The organism is Clostridia bacterium (assembly GCA_017405765.1).
Lineage (GTDB): Bacteria > Bacillota > Clostridia > Oscillospirales > RGIG577 > RGIG577.
This window is the reverse complement of record JAFQZS010000037.1, coordinates 1-25,433: the sequence shown is the minus strand read 5'-3', so window position 1 is coordinate 25,433 and position 25,433 is coordinate 1. Positions and strand designations below refer to the sequence as shown.

At 45.6% G+C, this 25,433-nt stretch carries 26 protein-coding genes and 1 pseudogene; 6 read left to right on the top strand and 21 right to left on the bottom strand.

From position 1 onward, the window contains the following. Window positions 1-121: 121 nt before the first annotated feature. Window positions 122-1,426: an MFS transporter gene (locus IJG50_06655; protein MBQ3379529.1), complete on the top strand. Its 1,305-nt coding sequence runs from the start codon at window positions 122-124 to the stop codon at window positions 1,424-1,426. An 80-nt stretch (window positions 1,427-1,506) separates the two neighbouring features. Here IJG50_06655 and IJG50_06650 read toward each other — a convergent pair whose 3' ends face one another. The 20 genes from IJG50_06650 to pyrE form a co-directional block, all read right to left on the bottom strand. Further along, a complete protein-coding gene (locus IJG50_06650; GenBank protein MBQ3379528.1) occupies window positions 1,507-2,673 on the bottom strand; it encodes a glycosyltransferase in 1,167 nt (388 codons plus the stop codon). 101 nt (window positions 2,674-2,774) lie between these two features. Beyond that, entirely contained in the window at window positions 2,775-3,068 is a 294-nt protein-coding gene (locus IJG50_06645; GenBank protein MBQ3379527.1) for a YlmC/YmxH family sporulation protein, read from the bottom strand. 75 nt (window positions 3,069-3,143) lie between these two features. Further along, window positions 3,144-3,917 carry an RNA polymerase sporulation sigma factor SigG gene (gene sigG / locus IJG50_06640; GenBank protein MBQ3379526.1) on the bottom strand — a complete coding sequence of 258 codons (774 nt, stop codon included), beginning with the start codon at window positions 3,915-3,917 and terminating at the stop codon, window positions 3,144-3,146. Between the two features lie 64 nt (window positions 3,918-3,981). Further along, complete coding sequence (gene sigE, locus IJG50_06635) at window positions 3,982-4,683, bottom strand: RNA polymerase sporulation sigma factor SigE (protein ID MBQ3379525.1); 702 nt, start codon at window positions 4,681-4,683, stop codon at window positions 3,982-3,984. A gap of 2 nt (window positions 4,684-4,685) precedes the next feature. Then, a complete protein-coding gene (locus IJG50_06630; protein ID MBQ3379524.1) occupies window positions 4,686-5,582 on the bottom strand; it encodes a sigma-E processing peptidase SpoIIGA in 897 nt (298 codons plus the stop codon). 178 nt (window positions 5,583-5,760) lie between these two features. Continuing rightward, complete coding sequence (locus tag IJG50_06625; protein ID MBQ3379523.1) at window positions 5,761-6,288, bottom strand: Gx transporter family protein; 528 nt, start codon at window positions 6,286-6,288, stop codon at window positions 5,761-5,763. Window positions 6,289-6,297: 9 nt separating this feature from the next. Further along, window positions 6,298-6,666, bottom strand: a complete 369-nt coding sequence (locus tag IJG50_06620) for a NusG domain II-containing protein (GenBank protein MBQ3379522.1) — start codon at window positions 6,664-6,666, stop codon at window positions 6,298-6,300. A gap of 72 nt (window positions 6,667-6,738) precedes the next feature. Further along, window positions 6,739-7,590 (bottom strand): hypothetical protein, encoded by an 852-nt coding sequence (locus IJG50_06615; protein MBQ3379521.1) that lies wholly within the window; start codon window positions 7,588-7,590, stop codon window positions 6,739-6,741. 64 nt (window positions 7,591-7,654) lie between these two features. Continuing rightward, a complete protein-coding gene (locus tag IJG50_06610; protein ID MBQ3379520.1) occupies window positions 7,655-8,227 on the bottom strand; it encodes a GtrA family protein in 573 nt (190 codons plus the stop codon). Continuing rightward, window positions 8,224-9,924: a hypothetical protein gene (locus IJG50_06605; protein ID MBQ3379519.1), complete on the bottom strand. Its 1,701-nt coding sequence runs from the start codon at window positions 9,922-9,924 to the stop codon at window positions 8,224-8,226. Before IJG50_06605 ends, IJG50_06610 begins: the two co-directional genes overlap by 4 nt. Next, window positions 9,924-10,598: a ribulose-phosphate 3-epimerase gene (locus IJG50_06600; GenBank protein ID MBQ3379518.1), complete on the bottom strand. Its 675-nt coding sequence runs from the start codon at window positions 10,596-10,598 to the stop codon at window positions 9,924-9,926. Before IJG50_06600 ends, IJG50_06605 begins: the two co-directional genes overlap by 1 nt. Before the next feature lie 68 nt (window positions 10,599-10,666). Then, window positions 10,667-11,848: a cation:proton antiporter gene (locus IJG50_06595; GenBank protein MBQ3379517.1), complete on the bottom strand. Its 1,182-nt coding sequence runs from the start codon at window positions 11,846-11,848 to the stop codon at window positions 10,667-10,669. Window positions 11,849-11,911: 63 nt separating this feature from the next. After that, the gene (locus IJG50_06590) at window positions 11,912-12,427 is read right to left on the bottom strand and encodes a hypothetical protein (protein ID MBQ3379516.1); all 516 of its coding nucleotides are present in this window, start codon (window positions 12,425-12,427) and stop codon (window positions 11,912-11,914) included. 29 nt (window positions 12,428-12,456) lie between these two features. Continuing rightward, a complete protein-coding gene (locus IJG50_06585; protein MBQ3379515.1) occupies window positions 12,457-13,113 on the bottom strand; it encodes a DnaJ domain-containing protein in 657 nt (218 codons plus the stop codon). Between the two features lie 9 nt (window positions 13,114-13,122). Beyond that, window positions 13,123-14,034: a hypothetical protein gene (locus tag IJG50_06580; GenBank protein MBQ3379514.1), complete on the bottom strand. Its 912-nt coding sequence runs from the start codon at window positions 14,032-14,034 to the stop codon at window positions 13,123-13,125. Between the two features lie 174 nt (window positions 14,035-14,208). Further along, window positions 14,209-15,051, bottom strand: coding sequence for a MerR family transcriptional regulator (locus IJG50_06575; GenBank protein MBQ3379513.1), 843 nt, complete (start codon window positions 15,049-15,051; stop codon window positions 14,209-14,211). Between the two features lie 69 nt (window positions 15,052-15,120). After that, entirely contained in the window at window positions 15,121-17,949 is a 2,829-nt protein-coding gene (gene uvrA, locus IJG50_06570; GenBank protein MBQ3379512.1) for an excinuclease ABC subunit UvrA, read from the bottom strand. A 12-nt stretch (window positions 17,950-17,961) separates the two neighbouring features. Further along, window positions 17,962-19,920, bottom strand: a complete 1,959-nt coding sequence (uvrB, locus tag IJG50_06565; GenBank protein ID MBQ3379511.1) for an excinuclease ABC subunit UvrB — start codon at window positions 19,918-19,920, stop codon at window positions 17,962-17,964. A 15-nt stretch (window positions 19,921-19,935) separates the two neighbouring features. Beyond that, complete coding sequence (locus IJG50_06560; GenBank protein MBQ3379510.1) at window positions 19,936-20,610, bottom strand: RadC family protein; 675 nt, start codon at window positions 20,608-20,610, stop codon at window positions 19,936-19,938. Between the two features lie 20 nt (window positions 20,611-20,630). After that, on the bottom strand, window positions 20,631-21,215 hold the full coding sequence (gene pyrE / locus IJG50_06555) for an orotate phosphoribosyltransferase (GenBank protein ID MBQ3379509.1): 585 nt from the start codon (window positions 21,213-21,215) through the stop codon (window positions 20,631-20,633). A 288-nt stretch (window positions 21,216-21,503) separates the two neighbouring features. Here pyrE and IJG50_06550 point away from each other — a divergent pair, with 288 nt between their 5' ends. The 5 genes and pseudogenes from IJG50_06550 (at window position 21,504) to IJG50_06530 (ending at window position 24,008) form a co-directional block, all read left to right on the top strand. After that, a complete protein-coding gene (locus IJG50_06550) occupies window positions 21,504-22,451 on the top strand; it encodes an RluA family pseudouridine synthase (protein MBQ3379508.1) in 948 nt (315 codons plus the stop codon). Window positions 22,452-22,775: 324 nt separating this feature from the next. Beyond that, window positions 22,776-22,973: pseudogene (locus tag IJG50_06545) on the top strand (helix-turn-helix domain-containing protein). Window positions 22,974-23,147: 174 nt separating this feature from the next. After that, a complete protein-coding gene (locus IJG50_06540; GenBank protein MBQ3379507.1) occupies window positions 23,148-23,351 on the top strand; it encodes a helix-turn-helix domain-containing protein in 204 nt (67 codons plus the stop codon). 16 nt (window positions 23,352-23,367) lie between these two features. Further along, complete coding sequence (locus tag IJG50_06535; GenBank protein ID MBQ3379506.1) at window positions 23,368-23,601, top strand: hypothetical protein; 234 nt, start codon at window positions 23,368-23,370, stop codon at window positions 23,599-23,601. 239 nt (window positions 23,602-23,840) lie between these two features. Then, a complete protein-coding gene (locus IJG50_06530; protein ID MBQ3379505.1) occupies window positions 23,841-24,008 on the top strand; it encodes a hypothetical protein in 168 nt (55 codons plus the stop codon). Window positions 24,009-24,081: 73 nt separating this feature from the next. Here the strand turns inward: IJG50_06530 and IJG50_06525 are convergent. Then, window positions 24,082-25,433: AAA family ATPase (locus IJG50_06525; protein ID MBQ3379504.1), on the bottom strand; the 1,352-nt coding region annotated here is incomplete at its 5' end.

Genomic DNA, 25,433 nt, shown 5'->3' with positions numbered 1-25,433 from the left:
CGAATTATGCATATTAAACAATAATAACATTGAATTGAAAAAAAATATGTATATTTTTTAAAAACTATTGATTTTTAATACAGAATATGGTACCATACTAAAAAAAACTAGGAGGTATCATATGGCACAGGAACAACCTGTAAAAAAGAACAGATATTGTTGGGTAATTTTTATTATAGCATGTCTTGCAGGTCTTTGCGGAGTCGGCCTTATCAGCAATACCTACGGTATGTTTATGGGCCCGATAGCCGAGGACCTCGGAGTAGCTAAGTCGTCGGTATCGCTGCTTATGACCATAGCGTCATGGTGTACCGTAGCTTTTTATTTTCTTGGCGGCAAGGCTTTCGCCAAATGGGGCGTAAGGAAGGTATCTACTATTGCCGGATTTATTATGGCGTGCGGGTTGCTCTTGTATTCGTTAAGCACGCAGCTTTGGCATTTCTATCTGGTAGCTGCTCTGTGCGGCGGTACAAGCGCGTTTGCCGCTTTGAACGTTGTTCCGATACTTATCAACAACTGGTTTATAAAGCACAGGGCGCTTGTTATGGGTATCGCAATGATGATGACCGGCATCGGCGGCGCATTATACAATCCGCTGTTTGCAGGCATAATAACGAATTACGGCTGGAGAATGGGATACAGGACAGCAGCCGTTATAGCGCTTCTCTTCCCCGTGATCGGCGGTATCTTTATGAGAACGAAGCCTTCCGAGATAGGACTTCAGCCCTACGGTATGGAGGATTCGGAGGAAATGAAGGACTTAAAGGGTCAGGTACATATAAAGGAGTTCCCCGGTATACCTAAGAAATATGCGTATAAGTCGTCCACACTGTGGCTTGCGTTCCTTACGATAATGTTTACGGGCTTCTCCTCCGGATTCAATCAGCACTGGGTAAACTGCGGCGTAACGTACGGTTACACTCTCGTTCAGGCGTCGTTTATCGCTACGGCTGCTATGATATCGGCCGCAATATTCAAGGTAATAGGCGGATTTTTGAACGACAGCAAGCTTGGTCCGAGAAATACGCACGTATTATTCTCCGTTATGGGCATAATCGCAATGGTAATGCTCATGATACATCATAACAGCGCAAATCATTCTCTTATGATAATAGCAGTATGCTCCGTTATTTACGGCATGAACCTTTCGCTTATGACTATGTCCGGTCCCGTAATGATAAGAAATATATTCGGCATGAGAGATTACGGCGTTATCTACCCGATAGTTAATATGGGTATGTCGATCGGTACGGGTCTTACTTATTCGCTCAACGCGGTACTTCTTGAGTCTGTAGGCTCTTATATGGGCTCTTACGTATTCAACAGCGTTGTTATCGCAATATCGCTTATTATGTGCATAGCTACGTTTGCTTCGGGCAAGAAGGCAAGAAGCAAGTATTGGAGAGAAGTCGGCGAAGCGCTTTAAGCACAGTAATGTGATAAGCTTATATCTTAAATACGAAAGACGGTCAGCCAAAGCTTCAGCTGACCGTCTTTTTTTTATTGTCATTCGTCTGTATTTTCAGCGGAAGTATCTTCTGTTTCTGTTTTTGCTTCCGTTTTCGGTTCTTCCAAGTCCATTATAAATTTGCACAAATCGTAAGTAGCATTAGGTTTCCCCATAAGCCTTATGTTTTCGCGCATACGCTCTATTCTGTTCGGAGTTTCAAAAATGTAGAAGAGCGCTTCGTCTATGCCGAAGGTATCGGATACCTTGAGCGCAAGACCGTTGTTTAAGAAAAACTCGGTATTTCTGTCCTCCTGCCCCGGTATCGGATTTACGATTATCATGGGTAGTTCCTTTGCCATAGCTTCCGACGAGGTAAGTCCTCCCGGCTTTGTTATTATACAGTCGGCGGCGTCCATCATGACCTCTACGTTATCCGCGTATCCGTGAAGATAAACGTCTTTATTGAGCTGCATACGTTTGATCTTACGGTACGAGCGTTTGTTCGAGCCGCATACGACTATGATCTGAAGGTCGATATCTAGCTGGTCTATCTTTTTTAAATGCTTGCCTATATTGCCGTAGCCCATCGAACCGCTCATAAGAAGCACGGTATTCTTGTTCTCGTCCATACCGAGTATGCGGCGCGCCTCTTTCTTATCTGTCTTTTTTGAAAATTTGGGATGTATCGGTATTCCCGTATGCATGAATTTCGCGGCGTCCATTCCCCTTACGCGGGCGGCGTAATCGATGAGAAAGCTGGGAGTGACGAACCAGTCGCCGCAGTCCACCTCCTGCCAGAAGGGATGGATCGTGAAATCAGTGATTATAGATATTATCGTTGCTTTCGTTTTGCCCTCTTTTTTTAACAGATTTGCGATTATTGCGGAAAACACGTGCGTACATACTATAACGTCGGGGTCGTAATCTTCCAAAAAATCATATATACGTACCGACAGTATTTTATTGACTATGTAAGTGGGCGAAAAATCGGGCTGTTTTTCCTGCAGTTCGGCCATGCGGTACGCAGAGCCGTAAAAATGCGGCGTAAGACCTGTGGACATGAGATATATAAGGTTAACGGCTTCTCCGAGCGCTGTATTTATGTATTCGTATGAGTCGATCATCTCTGCTGTCGCGCCCATGGAGACGAGCATATTGCATATCGCCTTTCCGGTGGCGTTATGCCCCTGACCTGCGGTATTTGACATAACAAGAACTTTCATTTTAAACCTCCGTAAAACATCACATGAAAAATTCTTTTAAATGCAGATATTCTATATTCTATACTAAGCGGCTGATTTAGTAAATAGACAAACGGTTAATTTTATACGTCTCGATTTTTTAATCTCGGAATGTTTTTCGTATAGCCAAGGTGTTTTGAGTCTATAAGTATCACGTCGTCTCCTATCGTTTTTATATCGCTCCACGGTATAACGTAGTCGTCCGTCCTTCCGAATAATCCGAAAAACCTTCGCGGCCCCAGCACGACAAATGAAACGGCGCGCCCCTCAGATGATTCGAAATTAACGTCGTGAAGGTATCCCAGCTTACAGCCGTTATTTATATTAACGACGTCTTTTGCTCTCAGTTTAGTCACGCTGAGATATAGTTCAGGCATAATTATTCCCCCTAAAGTATATATCTGATTAAGCATATGGAGCGGTATTACCCGCCCCACATGCTTTTTCGCATCCTATATATTTTTCTTCACATGGGATATGGCGCTCTTTTCGAGGCGGCTTACCTGGGCCTGCGAAATCCCTATATCGGCTGCCACCTCCATTTGAGTGCGTCCCTCGAAAAACCTAAGTTTTAATATTTCGCGCTCTCTGTCGTTCAATCTGTCCATAGCTTCTCTGAGCGCTATATGCTCAAGCCATATTTCGTCTGAATTCTTATTATCTTTAAGCTGGTCCATTACATATATCGTATCGCCGCCGTCTGAATATATAGGCTCATATAACGATACCGGATCGCATATCGCTTCAAGCGCGAATACTATGTCTTCTTTATTTTGCCCCATTTCGCGCGCGATCTCGTCGATAGTGGGTTCTTTCAGATCGCGATTCATTATTTTTTCTCTGACGCCCAATGCCTTATATGCCACATCGCGCATCGAACGTGACACTCGTATCGAGTTGTTGTCTCTCAGATAGCGGCGTATCTCCCCTATTATCATGGGCACGGCATATGTTGAGAACAGCACCCCGTGGCTGGTGTCAAAGTTATCGATCGCTTTGATAAGACCGACGCAGCCGATCTGAAAAAGATCGTCGGCCGACTCTCCGCGATTATAAAATCGCTGTATTATGCTGAGTACAAGTCTTAAATTTCCGTTTATGAACTCTTCTCTCGCCTCTTTGTCACCGCTTCGTATCCTTTCCATAAGCGCAGTCTTTTCTTCGTTTGAAAGCACTTTAAGCTTGGAAGTGTTCATACCGCAGATTTCAACTTTATTTATCATTATCGTGCCCCCGGCATGATGATTTCCAATTATTTGGATAATTACATTATTGCCGAAAACTCCGATTTTATACGAGGCGGGCTATTTCCTTTTGCAGCCTTAAAATGATCTTCTTTTCAAGACGCGATATGTATGACTGAGATATTCCCAAGGCGTCTGCAACCTCTTTCTGCGTTTTTTCTTCGCTGCCGCAAAACCCGAAGCGCATGCGGATTATTTCGCGTTCTCTCGGCGAGAGTTTATCTATTACGCTTAAAAGAATGCGTTGGTCTACTTCGTCTTCCAGTTCTTTTAATACAACGTCGCCCGAAGTACCCAATATATCCGAAAGCAGAAGTTCGTTTCCGTCCCAGTCGACGTTAAGCGGCTCGTCAAGTGAGATCTCGCGGCTCGTATGAGAGTTTTTTCTTAAAAACATGAGTATTTCGTTTTCCACACATCTTGACGCATAAGTAGCAAGCTTTATGTTTCGTTCAGGCTTATAAGTATTTATAGCCTTTATAAGTCCTATTGTACCGGTCGATATAAGGTCTTCAATGCCTACGCCCGTATTTTCAAATTTTCTTGCGATGTATACAACAAGTCTTAAATTGTGCTCTATAAGTATCCTTCGAGCGCGCGACGGATCGGTTTTTAAAAGCTCGATAACTCTGTTTTCCTGAGAAACCGATAACGGCGCGGGAAGCGTATCGCTTCCGCCTATATAGAAGACCGCATCGCGCCCGAGACGCCTTAACAATAATGAGATTTTTTTTAAAGTCTTGATCATTTTTATGCCTCCCCGTCTTTTGCATCAAATGCCGCAGGGTTCACCAGCGCATTTATTCGGCCGTCATCCGTGAGACGAGCGCGGCTTACGGCAACAGGTACCTTGCTTGTTTTAAGCTCGCCTTTATTTATATAATATGTTGCCTCATCTGCAAAAAATGCCGGAATAAGTCCGTTTTTTGCTCCGAGCGACGTATACGGCAAAAAAATTATGCCTAGCGACGGCTCGGCGCCGCCCTCTCCCGACAGCGCGGCCGAATCCTGTGGGCTTAATATGTCCGACAGAGCCGAAAGCTCACAAACGATGACCGGCTTATGCTCGACAGGAGTTTTAAGCATATTCCCGCTGTCGCACATGGCGCGCAGCATACAGCTTTTTGCACCGAGTGAAATACGTATATCTATGATCTGTTCTTTTGTATATATGCGCCGTTTAAATAAATAGAGCGCATAATTCAGTATGATATATGATATCGCGCAGACCGTAAGTAATACGGGAAGCGAAAGCTCCAAATAAAAAACGCCGTTGTTTTGAAGCATTTTTTCTTCGCTGACAAGCGGGGTTAGGTAAAAAAGCGCGAAAGCGGCGCCTCCGAACAACAAGTTCATCAAAAGAAAGGCCGCCGTACACCTTAAAAGGTATCGTATATTTTTAAATCCGAAGGCCGCAGTTACTATAGAAGCGGCAAATATAAGCTTAAGTCCTATCCAGGCAGGCGTTGAAAACGAAGGAAAAAACATGCATATCGAGTAGGCCCCGCCTAAAGCAGCCGCAGCTGCGGTGCGCCCGTGAGATGCACGCACAGACATCATCTTTGCCGTGCAGAGTATCAGAGCACAGTTAATAATAAAATTTATAAAAAACAGTACGTCAATATATACAATACGTGTTTCCCCCATATGCCGCCTCGTTCTTTAAAAGGAATTTTTGCACACGCCATTATTTTATATTGGGTTCTGCGTAAAATTTGTCATATGATGATATATGAGCAGATTATTCACTATATGAAAAAAGACTGTGAAAAAAAGATGAAAGAAATCTTTTTTCACAGTCCGTTTTTTTTGAAAATGCTCTTTGTCAGCGCGTTTCAAGTTTTGTGAAAGCGGCGATTTTCGGGTATGCTTTAAGCCCTATAAAGCCTATTATAAATCCCGTAAACAGCGATACTATCAAAAGTATCGGCAGATAAAAAATGTACGACGGGCTCAAAAGCAGGATTATTACCATTATCACCTGACCGAGGTTGTGGCATGCGGCGCCGAATATGCTTATGCCTATCTGCGATACGTTGTCTTTAAGAGCGTATTTTATAAAATACATTGCAAGAACGCTGAGTACGCCGCCCGAAAGCGAAATCAAAAATACTGTTATTCCTCCGCTGTATATCGATGAAATGAGACAGCGCAAAAAAACGACGCATAAGGCTTTGGGAAGCGCAAAGTACATTACAAGAAACAATGTCACAAGATTTGCGACGCCTATTTTAAATCCGGGAAGCGGTATCGGTACTGCAAGCGAAAGCAGATTGTCAAATAAAGAAAGCACGAGCGCCAATGTCGTAAGTATCGCGAGAACGGCGATATCATGAGTTTTGCTTTTTTCCATTCGTCCCTCCTATCCTGCCAGCGCATCCAGCTCGCTGCCGCTTGATACTATAGAAATGCTGACCCTGTTAGGAAGACATGCCGCAAAATTATGACGCGGCGACAGTACGCCGGATCTCACGCAGTCGCCGTCGGGACAGTCTGCATATATAAATGCAGCGGAGCCGTTTTTTACTTCGATTATGTTTTTATACTTTCCGTCTATTTCGATAGTTTCATAATAGTCTTTATCGGAAAGATCGATACGGCGGTATTCTTTGCCGTCTACAGTTATGACGAGCGTATCGGCGTCATTATTCGCTGCAGGCGCCATATAAATAAGCGCCGCGCATACTATAAGCACTATTATTATAATAATATCGCCGCGCTTAAACAACATGTTTCGACCTCCGTTAAAGCATATAAAGTTAGACACTCCTAACTTTATATATTATACCACTGTGCATTAAGCTCAGTCAATAAGCAAAATGACTGCGCAAGTCAGCGAAAAGAGCACATAAAGTATCATGGCGCAGATGAATATGCTTCGCGTTTCAGGCGTATCTTCATTTTGCGCATCTACCGATAAAGAAGAACATTTTATACAATTTGTTATGCTTTCAAAGACTTCGTCTGCGTATGTGCTAAATTTTATTGACGGCACACATCGCTCGAGATATTCTTCCGCTTTTTTAATGTCTCTAAAAAGCACGTCTTTTTTTTGCCCGTCAATATTAAAAAGCATAAAAAGCTCACGGATAAACGAACCGCCTCTTAAAAGCCTTGAAGCTGCCCAGCGCTTTTGTTTTGCAGTAAACGCTTTTTCTGCGTCATATGATATTATACTGAGAGCACACTCTGCGTCCGGACCGTAATTTATATATGACGGCGACGAGTAAAGCAAAGACGCGCCATATGTACGAATAAAACCAAGCGTATCAACGACCGAGCCCGCCGAGCCGTCGCACTCTTTAGCGTCGATACACATGCATTGAGAAAAAGCGGATATATCAAAGGCACATTCAAAAGAGGCGTCCGAAACTATTATTACACGGTCAAAATACTCCATGGCTTCAAGCAATATCATCATGGAAGCGTTAAAGGCGTGGGGATAAAAGAAGACTACAAGAAGATCGCATTTATCGGTGAACGCTTTTTCGCGCAGCAGCCTTCCTTTGTCGCTTTCCTCATAAATCGAAGAGACCCTGGGAAGAAAATCGAAAACGAAGTTTTCGTCACAAAGATGCTCGGCGGCTTTTTTTACACGGATATAAGCCGTGCCCGCAGCACGCAGAGACAGCATTTTGATTTTAAGTGCAGACATAAAGTATCCCCCGGTAAATTCATATTGAATATCACCATAATATATGGATACCGAGGGAAAAAGGTTAATCCGGCGCGCTGTCGTTCTGCTCGGGAGAGCCGCTGTCCGAAGCGGACAAGGGGGCTTTCAGCATTCTCAACTGTTCAAGGCTTACGCCCAGCCTTTTTGCTTCTTTTTTAAGCAGTCGCTGCTCTTTCATTCGCAAAAGGACGAGCTTCATTATGTTTTCGTCCTCGCCCTTGAATATGATGAGGCGGCTGCCCAGGTAATTCACCATAAAAACGAGAGGGCTGGCGATCAGCTTCGCAAGGAACGCGTTCAGACCGATCAAGTCGTGGAAAAGATAGATAAAGACGATGCTGATGCCCATGGTGATGACGTTTAGCATATAGAACATCACCATCTTTTTGCTCAGAAGTCTATCGCGGGTCCTGAACGTAAAGCGACTGTTCAGTATGTAGCTGTTGAGCGTTGCCGTCATAAAGGCAATGACCTGGCATATATATGTATTCAAATGAAATAAGTAATAACAGAGCACGAAGACGAGAACGTCGATGACGGAATTAGAAAGGCCGACCATGCAGAATCTTATAAACTTTCGCGTCTCTTCTTCGCTCAGTCCGAAGGGTCTTATCATTGTTTCACCTCAAAGTCGCCATAGTACGAGAATGTATCAGGCGACTTGTTATTATCATAAAGCTTTACAGACGGGTCTTTATAATCCCATCTTAACAGCTCGGCATAGAGCTTTTCTCCATCGTATAGTGAGAAGTTCTCATTATATGAGACCACCCTAAGCTTATGGAGCACAAACTCATCGTCCATATAATAATAAGCGTCAATTTTATCAGCGTCAAATTCAGGGTATAATCTCCATACGGGACCGTCGTGAAGCGGATATATATCCGGCGCGTCAAGACTGTCCGAAACGGCGTAAAGCGCCCCTTTATAAGCCCAGTCGCTCGACGTTATATTATTGATATGCTCATGGTAGCGCAGAGCAGTATCTACGTATGTGTCGCGAGTGTTTAAAACAACGACTGCGGCGGGGCGTTCCTCTTCGTTTTCCAAAACATTTAAAGTGTTTTCGGCGATAATGCGGTCAATTTGTCCCACAAGCAGGTAATCATTAAGCTCAGCGACATTGACAATTATAAAAACAAAGCATATAACAGCCATCGCTGCGCCTCTTACGTATTTATTAAAAAGAAGCCACTTAAATACAAGGTCCAAAAGGAGCGCGATCCCTATTGCCGACGGAAAGACATTTCTAAGGCTTATCCATGGATTTTGAATAAACACAAACAAAAAGAGCGGCAAAAAGATCAGAATAAACGCAAGAAGCAGCACTAAATAATTCTGCCTTTTGTCTTCCCCGAGCCGTTTTTCTTTTGCGGCATGAAAAAACACCGTAAAAAACACGGCAATTACCGCCAATATGAGCAGTATTATAAAAATGATACTGCCGTCGTTTTTCAGTATTTTAAGGCCTTTTGTAAACCCGCTTATCACGGCGCTGCGGCTTATCTCAAAAAGCAGATCGAATACTACGTTGAAGGCCGCGCCAAAATGACGTGAAAGCTCTTCTGCGGGAGCTTGAAAATCAACTATGTTCATGCGTCCCGTGTATATGGACGTTTTATTTGCGAAAAGGTAAAAATAAGCTATTGCCGCAGAAGGTATTGCCACGATAAGATAATGAAGGGCGCGCTTTTTGTTCGCTATGAGCAGCGCGCACGCCAGTATAAAAGCGATTATCGTTATCTGCTCATAAAATGCCATAGATACGAATAATAAAAACGTACCCGTCACATGTCCCGCCGCTTTTTTTACGGGGCCTTGCGTGTCAAAGCCGAATTGAAGCAGTGTAAGTGAAAGCCCTAAAAAAAACAGCGGCACGATCATACGCGACGAAGCCGACAGCCAGTTTACGGCCTCGCTGCCGAGCGGTATAAGTCCGTAAACAAACAAAAACACGGGCGTCGTTTTAAAATGCCTTGAAAATATGCGGTATATAAGTATTCCCGAAAGTATATAAAGCGCAGTTATAATAAGACTTGCCAGGCGCATATCATTCCAAAAGCCCGACCAAAAATATATGTCGAATACTGCTGCAAACGGACGTGCTGAAAACAGCCCCATTTTCAGAATTATATTCTCAAACGGGTCCTGATAAAGGGTGTAGGCGTGATATTGAATAAAATCATCAAGTACGGGGTTATATAAAAATCCGTAATATCCGCCTTTTATGATCATTACAAGCGCAAATATAACATATACTAAGCGCTCGGGCAGATCATATATCGCACGGCCGATCCGGGAATAAGTATCCATCACTTGTTATTAAAAGACAGGGCGCCTTTATTCAGAGCGGCAACATTGTGCGATATTTGCCGAAAACCGCCCGTAAAGGTAGCCGAGCCTGCCACACAGACGTCGGCGCCGGCATTTGTTATCTCTCCTATATTTGAAGCGGTCACACCGCCGTCAACAGCTATAAGTATATCCTTGCCGTATGATGATATCATTTCTTTTAGATCCTTTATTTTCTTCAGGGCCTGCGGTATGAATTTCTGGCCGCCGAAGCCGGGATTTACCGACATTATAAGCACCATATCGAGATCGTCCATCACGTTTTCTATGGCTGAAAGCGGCGTTGAGGGATTGAGCGCGGCTCCCGCTCTTTTTCCCCGCTCCCTTATCATTGACAGTGCGCGCTGCAGATGAACTGTGCTTTCCGTATGTATGGTCAATATATCAGAGCCCGCACGGCAGAAATCGTCTATATAGCGTTCGGGCCTGTCTATCATCAGATGAACGTCGAGCGTAAGGTCGGTAATGTCGCGCAAAGCTTTGACAACGGGTATGCCTATAGTTATATTCGGCACAAAAATGCCGTCCATAATGTCGACATGGAGATATTCTATGCCTGCTTCTTTTAACAGAGATACATCGCGTGAAAGATTTACAAAATCGGCGGATAAAAGCGACGGTGAAAGTATCATGATCTGGGCTCCTTTAACGAGTTTGTATGTCAAATAATCATTATAACGCAAATTTTTTGCGATGTACATATTTATGTGCTTTTTTGTTTCGGTATTTCCCCTGCGCGTATCAGGGTGGCCTTTGTTATAACGGGCCCCGTTATCTCATATATGAGTGTGGAGCATAAAATTATCGCGCGTATCATTTCGCCGTACTGCGGCACTGCCGTCTGCGCCACGAGGGAAAGGCCGATAGCTACGCCTTCCTGCGGAACGAGCGCGGGTCCGATATACTTCTGCACGGACTTCGGCGCCCGCATGATCCTTGCCCCTGTGTACGCGCCTAAGAACTTTCCTACCACTCTTAAGAGAACGTAAAGTATGCCGACAAGACCGATCGAGGGCAGCACGGATATATTGAGCTCGGCGCCCGATACTACGAAGAACACAAGGAATATAGGCGGAGTTACTCTGTCGCATATCTTCATTATGCTGACCTGATCCTTCGAGAGATTCACGAAAAAGCCGCCCATAGCCATACATGTAAGAAGCGGCGAAGCGCCGATAAGGTTTGCCACGGATACGGTGAGCAGAACGAAGCCTGAGATGATTATCAGGCGGTTCGAGTCCTTTTTGAAAAAACGGAGAGGCAGGCAGAAAACTGCGCCTAAAGCCGCGCCGACGCCGAGAGATACGCCTATCTCGTAAAGCGGCTGAAGCATAGTCGCGGCCGAGAGCGCGCCGCCGGTAATAGTCTTTGCAACGGCGACCGCAATGCCGAAAAGCATAAGAGCGGCGGCGTCGTCTATTGCGACGACACTCAAAAGCATATCGGTTACCGGCCCTTTTGAGTGGTACTGCTTTATTACCATTATCGTTGAAGCGGGAGCCGTTGCCGCCGCTATCGACGAAAGCACTATCGCGAACGACGGATCGCAGCCGATCGCCAAAAGTCCCGCGCATACCACGATAACGGCAAAGAGAGCCTCGAGCACGGCTATGACGATGGGCGTTGCGCCTACTCTCTTGAAATAGCTTATCTTGAATTCGCTGCCTATGGAGAAGGCGATAAAACCGAGAGCCACGTCTGATACGAGGTCAAGCGTGCCGACGATGTTTGAAGGTATTATTTTAAGGACGTACGGGCCTAAAAGCAGTCCTGCCAGTATGTATCCCGTTACGTTCGGAAGCTTTACCTGCTTAACAAGACGTCCGCAGAGAAGTCCGGCAATGAGGACGAGAGCCACGTAAAAGAGCAAATTGAGATTCTCCATGAGACATTTTACCTCCGGTGGTATTCTTTAGCACACGAAAAAAATGACGGAAAACCCGCCATTTTATCTTTTGCCAAGTTTCGGCCTTATCTTATACATATATACAGTAACAAGTCTGGTCATAGCAATATCATACAGCAAAAACAGAGCGTTTGCAATAATAAAGAAAAAAATCATCATCATGTTGGTTGCAGACGCGCTTTCAATAAACAGAGTTTTAAAAAAGATCATACATATTACGGCTGCCGCGTTAAAGACTGCAAATTTTACCGCATACTCCGCCGCTCTCTTTTTAAACTGCTCCGTAAGGCTTTTTATGAACGGATAATATCCTAAAAAGAGCGCGAACATAATAAGCGGGGCTCTTATGGGTATCATAAGAAGTCCTAAAACAGTAACTGCGGCGTACATAATAAGCATCCATTTTCGCCCCAGTTCAATAACTCCTACGAACATGACCATGCTTGCGACTACTACAAAGCATATGTCAAGCACGTTTGAGAGATTTGCAAAAAAAAGCAGTATAAGCGCGAGTGCGGAAAGAATGCCGCCAAGCACCGTCTTTTTAGCTTTGCTCATTTTAAAACACTCTTTTTACGGGAATAAGTCTAACAGCAGTCGCACAGGCAGTCTATACACATAAGTCCGGCGCAGATTTCGCAAAGAGAGCAGCCGGTCGCAGGTGCGCCGCCGGAGGTGCGAAACATTCCGCCCGCATTATTCATACTCTCGAGCGCAGACCTGTATTCTGCGTTTCCGGGCTCCATCTGATATGCGCGCGTATAATTCTCGCGCGCAAGGTCGTACATTCCGCGCCGGTGGTATATGTGTCCCATGAGATAATACCACTGCGCGTTTCGTTCGCTTACGGCACTCAGCGCGCGGTACGCGTCGTCAAGTCTGCCCATTGATATGAGCATACGTATTTCGCCGTAATCGACGCCGGAACTTCCGTAGCCTGAATTGCCATAGCTTGAACTACCATAGCCCGAACTGCCATAGCCTGAACTGCCGGAGCTTCCATAGCCCGAGCTTCCGTATGAACGCGATGAGCCAGGCTGCGAGCCGTAGCCGGAGGCTCGCTCTTTCGTTATGGTGTCGTACGCCTCGTTTATTTCCTTCATTTTTTCCTGAGCCAGATCGGAAAGAGGGTTGTTGGCATATTTGTCAGGATGATATTTTCTTGCAAGCTCACGATAAGCCTGCTTTATTTTTTCGTCGCTGTCGTTCGGCGAAACGCCCAATACTTTATAAGGATCCATCAAGTTTCTCCTTTAAGCCGGATTGGAGTCGGTCGTGCCGCTTTGCTCCGTTTTCTTTTTATACTCTTCGGGATAGAGTATCATAAACTGCTTTTCCGAGAGTCCCATGTTCACGATGTTTTTAAGCACCGCGTCTTCACTTTTGCAAAAGTCCAAAGTTATTGAAAGATTATATATGCATTGTGCAAGCGTGTCATCGACGTCGGCGCGTATCCTTTCGGCAAATGACGCCGCGTCTTCGTCGTCCTTCTTATTATATCTGTATATCAGCGGGTTGTAATCACTGCTTTTCAAATCTTGTTCGATATCGTTGTACGCATCTAATATGTAGATCCAGCGCCCCACGTTCTTCCCTATCTCATAGGCCACTCTCGCGTGCGTTTTATCATCTATATGCGCGGCCATAACGTCGGCAAGCATTGAGAAAAAGGTCTCGGCAGCTTCGTCCATATTAGGTGAGCAAGCTTCTTCAAGCTTGTGAAGCTCGTCCATGGAACGTGCGATACGCTCGTCTGAGCCGCACGCGCTTTTTGATGCGCGCCTGTGCGGGAGCGCCATTATGAGCGATAACAGCCGCGCGGGAATATTTTTCGGGAATTTTTTATCGAATATATCGTCTTTTATCTTGTGCCATACGAGCAGAACGCTTACGTCTGCGCAGTAGTCGATATGCTTTGAATGGCAGTAATGCACCTTTTTAAAGGGATTTATAACGCAGCGCCCTTTCGTTATGCAAGAGTCGCCCGCGCCCGTAACGGCCATTCTGGAAAGCGCCATGAACGCGCTGTCGTAACTTAAAAAAAACCGCGAAATGCATCCGCAGCGCGCCCCCATCTGCTTACATAAACCACAGTAAACGGATTTATAATACTCATATTCTTTTACTTTAAGCTCGGGCTTATGCGGTAAAACATATCCGAACAATTCAGGCCACATCCATTTACATATTTGAGGAGATGAAAAATCCCTCTTTATAGTAAACCAAAAACGCGCCTTTTTCAACAGAATTCATATAAATTAACACTTCGTTTATAATTTTGTAGATTTACGTCATAAATAAAAATATCGGCGCACGCCGTGTGCGCCGATGCTAAAGAATTACCGCTCGTAAAAAGCTGTGATCGCTTTGCTCAGATAATCAGAGAAACCATCTCCGTAGTTTTTGTCGGCGTCGGCCTTAATGTCCTTATCGGTATAATGCTTTGCGATACTAAGCATCATCTCTTTTTCGTCCCTAAGTCCAAGCTCCTGCCTTATTACGAAGCCGTATTCCCCTATGATCGCGCGGATATCAAAGCTGTTTATATCGAGACTGCGTTTAAGGTTCAGTTTTTCAAGGATATGATCTATGCGCCTTTGATAGCTTTTTTCGATTTCATTTGCCAAATCGATCTGCGTCATATCATCAGATGCGTTAGCGTCGCCGTACCACTCGATCATCTTTGCGAACTGATTTTGCACTTTCTTCGATCTCGCTGCGTTAAGATAATGATCTCGCCATTTTTCAACTGAGCCGAACTCCTTTAACGCCGCGTCTTTCATCACCTCGGGCATACGTTCGGCCAATGCCTCAAACAGCTTTATCGACTCCGCTCTGTCAAAAACCGTAAAGTCCATGTCTGCTCCTTTCAATGCTGCGTCGATACTGTCTATCAATCGCTCAATGCGATTTTTCTCTGATTCAAGCATCGTTTTCTGCATTTTTAAAATATTATTTTTGTCAAGAGCAGGGTCGCTTATGATCTGCTTTATTGAATTGAGAGGAATATCCATCTCACGAAAGTAAAGTATCTGCCGAAGCTTCTCCAAAGCGTTTTGGTCGTAAAGCCTGTATCCGGACTTGCTTTTTTCGGTCGGAGAGAATAGACCTATCTCGTCGTAGTATCTGAGCGTCCGTGTACTGACGCCGGTAAGCTTTGACATTTCCTTAATAGTCATCATACCAAAATGCCCCCTTTCTCTTGACGTCAATACTATAATGCTTTACGCCGCGTTAAGGTCAATAGGAGATCAGGATTTTTTTAATTTATTTTTTAAATACTGCCCCGTATATGAAGCTTCGCAGGTTGAAACCTCCTCGGGCGTACCCGTTGCGACTACCGTTCCCCCGCGGTCGCCGCCCTCAGGTCCCATATCTATGATGTGATCGGCTGTCTTGATAACGTCAAGATTATGCTCGATAACTATAACGGTGTTGCCCGCGTCCGAAAAAGCGTTCAAAACGTCTATAAGGCGGTGTACATCGTAGGTGTGAAGCCCTGTCGTGGGCTCGTCGAGAATATATACCGTGTTGCCCGTGCTTTTTTTTGAAAGCTCGGTCGCAAGCTTTACGCGCTGCGCTTCTCCGCCCGAAAGCGTAGTCGAGGGCTGGCCGAGCTTTATATAATCAAGACCGACGTCGGAGAGCGTTTGTATTTTTCTTCTTATGCGCGGAACACTGTCGAAAAACTCTATCGCCTCCGCAACGGTCATGTTTAGCACGTCGTTTATGTTCTTGCCCTTGTATTTTACTTCAAGCGTCTCACGGTTGTATCGTTTGCCCTTGCATACCTCGCAGTCAACGTAGACGTCGGGCAGAAAATGCATCTCTATCTTTATTATGCCGTCGCCGCTGCAGGCTTCGCATCGGCCGCCCTTTATGTTGAACGAAAAGCGTCCCGATGAATAGCCGCGAAGCTTCGCCTCGTTCGTCTGCGCGAATATGTTTCGTATATCCGTGAAAACGCCCGTGTACGTCGCAGGATTTGAGCGCGGTGTGCGCCCTATGGGCGATTGGTCGATATTTATGACTTTATCTATGTTTTCAACGCCTATTATCTCATCGCAGTCGCCGCCTCTTGTTTTTGCCCCGTTTACACGCGCGGCCAGCGTTTTATAAAGCACTTCGTTTATGAGCGACGACTTTCCTGAGCCCGATACGCCCGTCACGCAGACGAATTTTCCCAAAGGAATATCTACGTCGAGATTTTTAAGGTTGTTCTGACGCGCGCCTTTTATTACAAGCTTCTTCCCGTTTCCCTGTCTGCGCGTTTCGGGCACGGGTATGGATTTTCGCCCCGAAAGATACTGCCCCGTTATCGAGTCCTCAGCCGCCATTATATCGTCGGGTGTGCCTTCGGCCACAACGTAGCCGCCGTGAACGCCCGCGCCGGGGCCTATGTCGATTATGTGGTCGGCAAAGCGCATAGTGTCTTCGTCGTGCTCCACGACTATAAGCGTATTCCCAAGGTCTCTAAGCTCGCCCAGGGCGGCAAGCAGTTTATCGTTGTCGCGCTGGTGAAGGCCTATGCTTGGCTCGTCGAGAATATATAAAACGCCCATGAGCGACGAGCCTATCTGCGTCGCAAGCCGTATCCTTTGACTTTCGCCGCCGGAAAGCGTGCCCGACGAGCGCGAGAGCGTAAGGTATTCAAGTCCCACGTTTTTAAGAAAACCGAGCCGCGCCGTTATTTCTTTTAAGATAAGGCGCGCTATATCACGCTCTTTTTTATTCAGAGTAAGATGCTCTATAAAATCAAGCTCATTTATGATCGACATATCGCAGAACTCGGCGATGCTGAGATCTCCCACAGTAACGGCCAGTACCTCGTCCTTAAGGCGCTTTCCGTGACAGTGAGGGCATACGTTGTTGCCCATCGAAGATTCTATCTCCGCGCGCATCCAGTTGCTGCTCGTTTCTTTGTAGCGGCGTTCAAGATTGTTTACGATTCCCTCAAAAGCGCTCTCGTACGTTCCGGAGCCGTAGGCCCTGTTGTAAGTTATTTTAAGCCGTTTGCCGTTCGTGCCGTATAAAAGCACGTCGAGCGCCTCTTTCGGCAGGTCTTTTACAGGCGTATCGAGAGAGAAGCCGTACTCCTTCGCGATGGCATTGTAATACATCGCGGCTACGGTAGTGCCGTCGAATACCGACCAGCCGCTTGCGCGGATCGCGCCTTCGTTTATGCTTTTCGTCTTGTCGGGAATAATAAGGTCGGGATCGACCTTCATAAGTATGCCCAAGCCGCCGCACGTGGGACATGCTCCGAAGGGGCTGTTGAACGAGAAGCTGCGCGGCGCAAATTCCTCAATGCTTATCTGACAGTCGGGGCATGCGTAATTCTGTGAAAAGACAACGTCTTCGTCTCCGATTTGAGCTGTCATCGTGCCTTCCGCCAGCGAAAGAGCCGTTTCCGAAGAATCGGTGAGCCGCTTTTGGATGCCGCTTTTTATTATCAGTCGGTCTATAACTATCTCTATAGAGTGTTTCTTCGTTTTTTCAAGCTCTATAGTATCGTTTACATCGTAAACGATACCGTCGACGCGGACGCGCACGAAGCCTTTTTTCTTGGCGTCTGCTATGACCTTCTTATGTTCGCCCTTCTTTTGACGTATAACGGGCGCCATTATCATTATCTTAGTGCCTTCGGGATAATCCATGATAGAATCGACTATCTGATCTATCGACTGCTGAGATATCGGCTTATGGCACTTGGGACAATGAGGTATGCCTATGTTTGCATATAAAAGACGCAGATAGTCGTAGATCTCCGTAACGGTACCCACGGTTGAGCGAGGGTTCTTTGAAGTCGTCTTCTGGTCTATTGATACTGCCGGAGAAAGCCCCTCTATCGATTCGAGGTCGGGCTTTTTCATTTGACCCAAAAACTGGTGCGCGTAAGCGGAAAGCGACTCGACATAACGTCTTTGTCCTTCCGCAAATATCGTATCAAATGCAAGCGAGGACTTTCCTGAGCCGGAAAGTCCCGTAAGCACCACGAGTTTGTCGCGCGGTATGGAAACGTCTATGTTCTTTAAATTGTTCTCTTTTGCGCCTTTTATAACTATAAAATCCTTTGACATATATGCCTCCGATTATTTTTTCGCCTGAAGCTCCTTTATTTTGTCACGAAGCAGAGCGGCATATTCAAATTCGAGCATACGCGCCGCTTCTCGCATATCGGCGTTCAGCTTTCTTATAAGCTCCTCGCGCTCCCGTTTGTTCATCTTCTTTGCTGACTTTAAAACGTCCTCTTTGCGCGATATCTGAAGGATCTCGCTTACGCCCTTTTTTATCGTCTTCGGCGTAATGTTGTTCTCCTCGTTGTACGCGCTTTGTATCCGCCGCCTTCTGTTCGTTTCGTCTATCGCGACGCGCATTGAGTCGGTTATCGTATCGGCGTACATTATGACCTTGCCCGACGCATTTCTTGCTGCGCGGCCTATCGTCTGAATAAGCGACGTTTCGGAGCGCAGAAAACCCTGCTTGTCGGCGTCAAGTATAACGACGAGCGAGCATTCGGGTATATCGAGGCCTTCGCGCAAAAGATTTATGCCGACGAGCACGTCAAATTCGCCCAGGCGAAGATCGCGCACTATCTCCATGCGCTCGATAGTGTCGATATCCGAGTGAAGATATCGCACCTTTATGCCGTCCTGCTCAAGATACTCCGTAAGGTCTTCGGCCATTTTTTTCGTTAGCGTGGTAACAAGTACGCGCTCGTCTTTTGCGGCGCGTAAGTTTATCTCGTTTTTCAAATCGTCTATCTGACCGTTCACGGGACGAACGTCTATTTGGGGGTCCAAAAGTCCCGTCGGGCGGAGTATCTGTTCCGCAATGTTCACCGAACGGCTCCGCTCATATTCGGCGGGCGTTGCGCTGCAGTATATTATCTGATTCGTTATGCCTTCAAATTCTCTGAAATTAAGCGGCCTGTTATCAAGCGCGGAAGGAAGCCTGAAGCCGTATTCCACGAGACGCTCTTTTCGGGAGCGGTCGCCTTCGTACATACCGCGAACCTGCGGTATCGTAACGTGCGATTCGTCTATGAACATGAGATAGTCGTCGGGGAAATAATCAAGCAGCGTAAACGGCCTTGAGCCCGGAGGTCTGCCGTTTAAGTATCGCGAATAATTCTCTATACCTTTGCAAAATCCCGTTTCTCTCAACATTTCGCAGTCGTAGCGCGTGCGCTCGCGTATGCGCTGCGCTTCGATGAGCTTTCCGCGGCTTTCAAAATATTTTACGCGCTCCTCCATGTCGGATTCTATCTGTTCAACTGCCGATTTGAGCTTATCTTTAGTCGTAACGTAATGAGATGCGGGATATATTGAGATATGCTCGAGCGTAGCCTTTACCTCGCCGGTTAGTACGTGTATCTCGCATATTCTGTCTATCTCGTCTCCGAAGAACTCTACGCGGACCGCAAGCTCCTGTGCGCTTGAAAGAAAGATCTCAACTACGTCTCCCCTTACGCGGAACTTGTTTCTCACGAAATTAAGGTCGTTTCTCTCGTATTGGATAGACACGAGCCGACGAAGCAGAGCGTCTCGCTCCATGTGCATACCGGGACGCAGCGAGATAACGAGGTTTTTATAGTCGATAGGGTCGCCGATGTTGTATATACAGGATACGCTGCTCACGATCACGACGTCACGTCGTTCAAAGAGCGCGGAGGTCGCGGAATGGCGCAGTCTGTCTATCTCGTCGTTGATCTGCGAATCCTTTTCGATATACGTGTCAGTCGAAGGAATATACGCCTCCGGCTGGTAATAGTCGTAATAGCTTACAAAATACTCAACGGCGTTAGATTTGAATATTTCCTTAAACTCGCTGCAAAGCTGTGCCGCAAGCGTCTTGTTATGTGCAAGGACTATCGTAGGCCTTCCGACGTTTGCGATTATATTTGCCATAGTAAACGTCTTGCCCGAGCCGGTAACGCCGTACAGCACCTGTTCCTTTGCCCCCGAGAGAACGCCGTTCGAAAGCGTTTCAATGGCCTTAGGCTGATCGCCCGTAGGCTTATAGGTGCTGTCAATTCTGAATTTACTCATTAGTTTGCTCCAACATTACAAATCGTATGACTCCCTGCTTTGAAACAGACTTACAAAATCTCCGTCGGCGACTATAATATGATCCAACAGATCCACGGAAATACTTTCTAAGACGTCGCGTATTTTTTTCGTTGTGTTGACGTCTTGTCTGCTCGGAAGCGCGATCCCATCAGGATGATTGTGAGCAAGGATCACCGCGGAGGCCTTTGTAAGGATAACGGACTCTACAAGTTTTCGTATATTTATATCGACAGAGTTGAAATTGCCCTCAAAGAGCGTGTAGGTGCCTATCAGCTTGCCTTTTGAGTCTATGGCCATCATCTTGACGATCTCGCTTTTTTCGCCGGTGTATGAATGTACCAGATATTCGGCTGCATCTGATAATCGGTTTATTATTATACCCGGCTGCGATTTTATGTCCATATAGCGTCTGTAAAGAGGCAGAAGCATGGTGATAAGCGAGGCCGAGCTTTCCGTTATGCCGTTGACCTTGAGAAGATCATCAAAGTCTGCCTCCAATACGTTTGCAATATTGCCGTATTTGGCTAAGAGCTCATGTGCTATAGGATTTGTATCGCGTCTGGGAACAGAGTAGAACAGAAGCAGCTCTAAAATATTTATTTCTGAAAAATGTTCAAGCCCTTCTTGTCTAAAGCGGGCTTTAAGGCGTTTGCGATGACCTTCATGCATAATAGTCGTCCCTGAATGATTTATTTTGTGTTGAATTTTTTGCTGCCCGGCTTAACTATGGGCTTTCCTTCTTTACAGAGCGGGCATTCGTCTGCTTCATACGCTTCTATCTCTATGGAAAGCACGGATCTGAACGGAACGCCGAAATCGAGCTTGCCGCCCGTTCTGTCGGCTATCGCGCCTACGCCGGCCACAATACCGCCTGCCTCACGCACTATCTGCATTACCTCTTTTACAGATCCTCCTGTCGTTACAACGTCTTCGACAATAAGTACGCGCTGGCCTTTTTCGATGGCAAAACCGCGTCTCAAAGTCATTACGCCATCAACACGCTCGGCAAAGAAATTCGGGACTCCGAGATGCCTCGAAACTTCATACGCCATCTGTATAGCGCCCAATGCGGGACCGATAACGACGTCTATATTATCATCTCTGAACTGTTCCGCCAGGTCGCTGCAGAACAGCTCGGCGTACTTAGTGTTCTGAAATATTTTTGCACACTGCAAATAGCGTGCGCTGTGCTTTCCCGAGGTAAGCAGGAAGTGACCTTCCCACAGCGAACCCACTTCTCTCATAAGCTCCAATGCTTTTCCTTTGCTTAGCATAAGTCATACCTCCGTTTATTAAAAATCTTGATTATTTATTTATAATTATATCAGAATTGCGCTGTCAGTTCAACATAAAAAACATAAACTGCGTCAAATGAAAGACAATCCCGCGTATGTGTGGTATAATATGCGCGTAAAGCCTGCATTCGCAGCCTTTCGGCGTCTCTGCGCCGGCCATACTCACGTATGGCACGCTTTATTGAATCACGTCGCAAAAACGCCCTTGCAAGCAAGCATTTTTGCTTGTGGTATAGTTTTAATAGGTATGATAACGGGGACAGTCACATGAAAACGGTGGTAATAAATAAAAATGATGCGGGACAGCGCATAGATAAATTTCTTTTTAAATATTTGGAGGGCATGCCTGCATCGCTTTTATACCGCTATGTCCGCACAAAGCGTATAAAAGTGAATAAAAAGAAATGCGATATTCAATATAAGCTTAAAGAGGGCGACATATTGGAGCTTTATATAAACGATGAGTTTTTCCAAAAAGAGCGTAAAGCAATAGACTTTGACAGGATAAATACTGATCTGGACGTCGTTTATGAAGATGATAATATTTTGCTTGTAAACAAGCCGTCGGGAGTTATAGTGCATGAGAGCGACGCGGACGGAAATCCCACGCTTATTGATACGGTATGCGCTTATCTGTATAAAAAGGGAGAATACTCCCCCGCCTCCGAGCAAAGCTTTGCTCCCGCGCTTTGCAACCGCCTTGACAGAAATACAAGCGGTATAGTAATATGCGCCAAGAACGCCGAGGCTTTAAGGATAATGAATGAAAAGATAAAGCTTCGTGAGATAGAAAAGCATTATCTTTGCGCGGCGGCGGGAGTTTTCAAAAAGAAGAGCGATACGCTTAAGGCGTATTTGATAAAAGACGAAAAAACGAATACGGTAAAGGTGTACGACAGCCCGAAAAGCAATGCAAAAACGATAATTACAAAGTACCGCGTTTTAAAGGAAAAAGACGATATTTCCCTTTTGGAGGTGCATTTGATAACGGGACGCACTCATCAGATAAGGGCGCATCTTTCACACATTGGACATCCGTTGATAGGAGACGGCAAGTACGGCATAGGCGAACTTAACAGAAGGCTTGGATATAAGCGCCAGCTTTTATGCGCTTATAAGCTTGCATTCAGGTTCTTGGGCGAAGCGACGGCTTTGGAGTATTTGAACGGCCGCGAATTTAAGGTGGACAATGTTTTCTTTTTAAATTTATTTTGAGTTGATAAATAAAAAAACAAACTGTTCGCTATTTCTGAACGGTTTGTTTTTTATTGGTGCCGGTGGCCGGGGTCGAACCGGCACGGTATCGCTACCACCGGATTTTGAGTTTTTGAAGTGATGTGGAAGATGGCGGACGCTGGCGCCGATTTTGGGCAGATAAAAAACGAAGCGGGAACCTGCCCGGGCAGGGGTGCGGAAGGGGATACAATTTAGGGAAGGCGTTATGCGGTCGGTTCAACAAATGCAGTAGAAAACAATAAATAACAATGCTTTGCAGGAGGTTCATTTTCCGTCGACAATAAAACTTTGGAGATGAACGAAATGACAAGAGAAGATCTTATGAATCAGTTTCAGAATTACCCGGATGTCGTGGAGGTCACTGATCTGTGCGCCATGCTGGGAGGCGTTAAAGCCAAGGATGCTCGGCAGCTGCTGCAAGCCGGGAAAATCAAATCCTTTTTGATTGGCAGGAAGTATCAGATCCCGAAGGAATGCGTGATCGATTATCTTCTCGAAGAGCATGACAAGGAGGATCAGACAGAGCCGAACGCGGCAGCGCAAGGAGACTTGGAAAAAGCAAAAAGTAATTTGAAGAAGGCCCCGAAACAGCGCCGACAGACAACCAATGCCCCAAAAGGCGCAAGCTCAAAGACATCAGCACGGCCGATCACACAAAAAGAAGCATACAGACTCATGCTTCAGGAGTATCCGGATGTGATGAACATCGAACAGGTCAGCGAAGTACTCGGCGTAAGTACGAAAGCGGTGTATGGTCTTATCAAAGAAGGTCACCTTTCCGTTCTGAAAATTGGCCGTACATATCGGATTCCGAAGATCCGGCTTGTTGCATACCTCTATGGTAATCCGCAGAGCCAGAGCGATGAAAGGCAGAAATAAGAAGGAGTGGATCAAAATGAAGCCGGAAATATGGATATACAACATGGACACAGCCTGCGTGGAAGCCCGGTGCCCGGATGGGACGATGGTAGCCATCGACACCCTCGCCGTGGAACGGGAGTTCGTGGAAACCTGGCTTGACCGCCGGGAGCTGGATTACCTGATCTACAACGATCCCGCCGCCTATGCGGAGTTGGTGCTGAATGGGGATGTGAAGAAGTATCTGGATACGGTGAGGCAGGGGCAGTAATCCGGGTTCTTGGAAAGGAGGTGGCAAAACACCACCTCCATGAAGGGCGTGCGTTCTGTGCACGTCCTTTCTCCATATAGAGGATGCAAGAATACGGATTCAATTCTCACTCTTGAATGAACAGAAAAAGCAAGGGTACGCATGTTAACATTGACGTGGACGTGAAAGGTCTTGTGCAGGACAAGCGCGGAACGGCAACCTATGACCAGATCAGAAATTATGTGAAGGAGTAAGCCGACATGCATGTAACGAACCTGAATATCGCACATATAACGCTGAAATGCGAGATCATCGAACGGGAGAATCATAATCTGCCAAAGACTGAAGATCCAAAACAGCCGAACTGCACTAAGGAAAAGAAAGATAGCGTTAGAGAAGCATTCTGGCATTTCAGAATTATGAAGTAGCCCATTTTTGGGGGGGGCGATGTTTTGACTTAATTCACATTTTGATAAATGGTTTTTAATTGTGTTTTGTAGTTTATAGTGCAAATAAAGTTCTTAGCAGTGCAGCATCTCTATTGTAATTCCGCTTTTCAAGAGAGCTAAGTACATGCTGCTCTGATTCCGGAGTCCAATAGATTTTCAGTTTTTCTTTAGCACGAGTGATTGCCGTATAGAAAATGTTATGCGTAATAAATTCCTCTATTTCGTTCGTAATAATGATTTTGACGGAGTTATACTCCAATCCCTGTGCTTTATGAATTGATACCGCGTAAGCAACCTGAAAGGGTACCAATGTACTCGAGGAATCGTTGTCATCGTCGGTACTGCGGTACTTATCGACCCAAAAGCCAATAATTGAGTTGCCATCATCCGATAACCCAATCAGTTCAAAATCATACCATTCAGCATCCCAGTCATTTATTGCAATGTCCAGTTCGACTTCAAACCATATACGCTTTTCTTCTGGTGAAATAGCCGTGATTTGTCCCTTCATATTGTTATATATCAAAGGTGCAAACCTTTCTGACTCATTAAATAGAATAGGATCGCCGACTTTATAGGTTGTTATACCCCACTCAACCGCCGGTGATAGATTGTTTCCTTGCAAGAAGCGGTTAATGTTATTGATCCCGTATAGTCCATCGTAGTTTAGGCAAAGGATTATCTCGTCTTTTTCTGTATGCTCAAAAATAGACTTATCAAGGTTTTGGACGTATTCATATTTCACAAGCGGCTCAAGAATCGCATTGTCAAGTTCTCGCACTCTCTTCCATACAGTCAACAAACTTTCGCTGGTGGTTCTGTACGGTTTTGTTAATTCTATTGTAGCCTTTTCGGGAATAAAGAATCGCACAATGCTAAACCAGTTGCCAAACATTATGGATTCAATCTGAAAGACATCACCGACCAGAATTAATAGCTTATATTTTGCGCTTTCAAGAATGGCCCGCATATCGTGATTACTTACGGTGCTACACTCGTCAATTACAAGTACATCACTGCTGATATGCGAGTTACGTTCAGAAAGGAACGAACGAATGGTCTTAAATTCGCTTTTGGCGGTCTTGACTTTTCTCCTCATGTTTTCAACAGCTGGATGTGTATTAGCGAGGAATATTTTGTCCCTATCGGAAAAGAAGTTTGAAATATGGTTGATTAGTGTTGATTTTCCAGTCCCGGCAGAACCATATATCAAAGCAACCGTTGAGTCCTCAAACATACGCAGAAGCGCGTCCTTCTTTTCAGGGCAGTCAACTTCATAATTGCGTAGCCATGAATCAACAGATGCACGATACCCACCTATACCGTGTGCCGTCAGTTCCGAAAGTTTCTTTACGATTACCGCACTATCGTCGGCATATTCAGCAATATAAACGTAGTCATTGT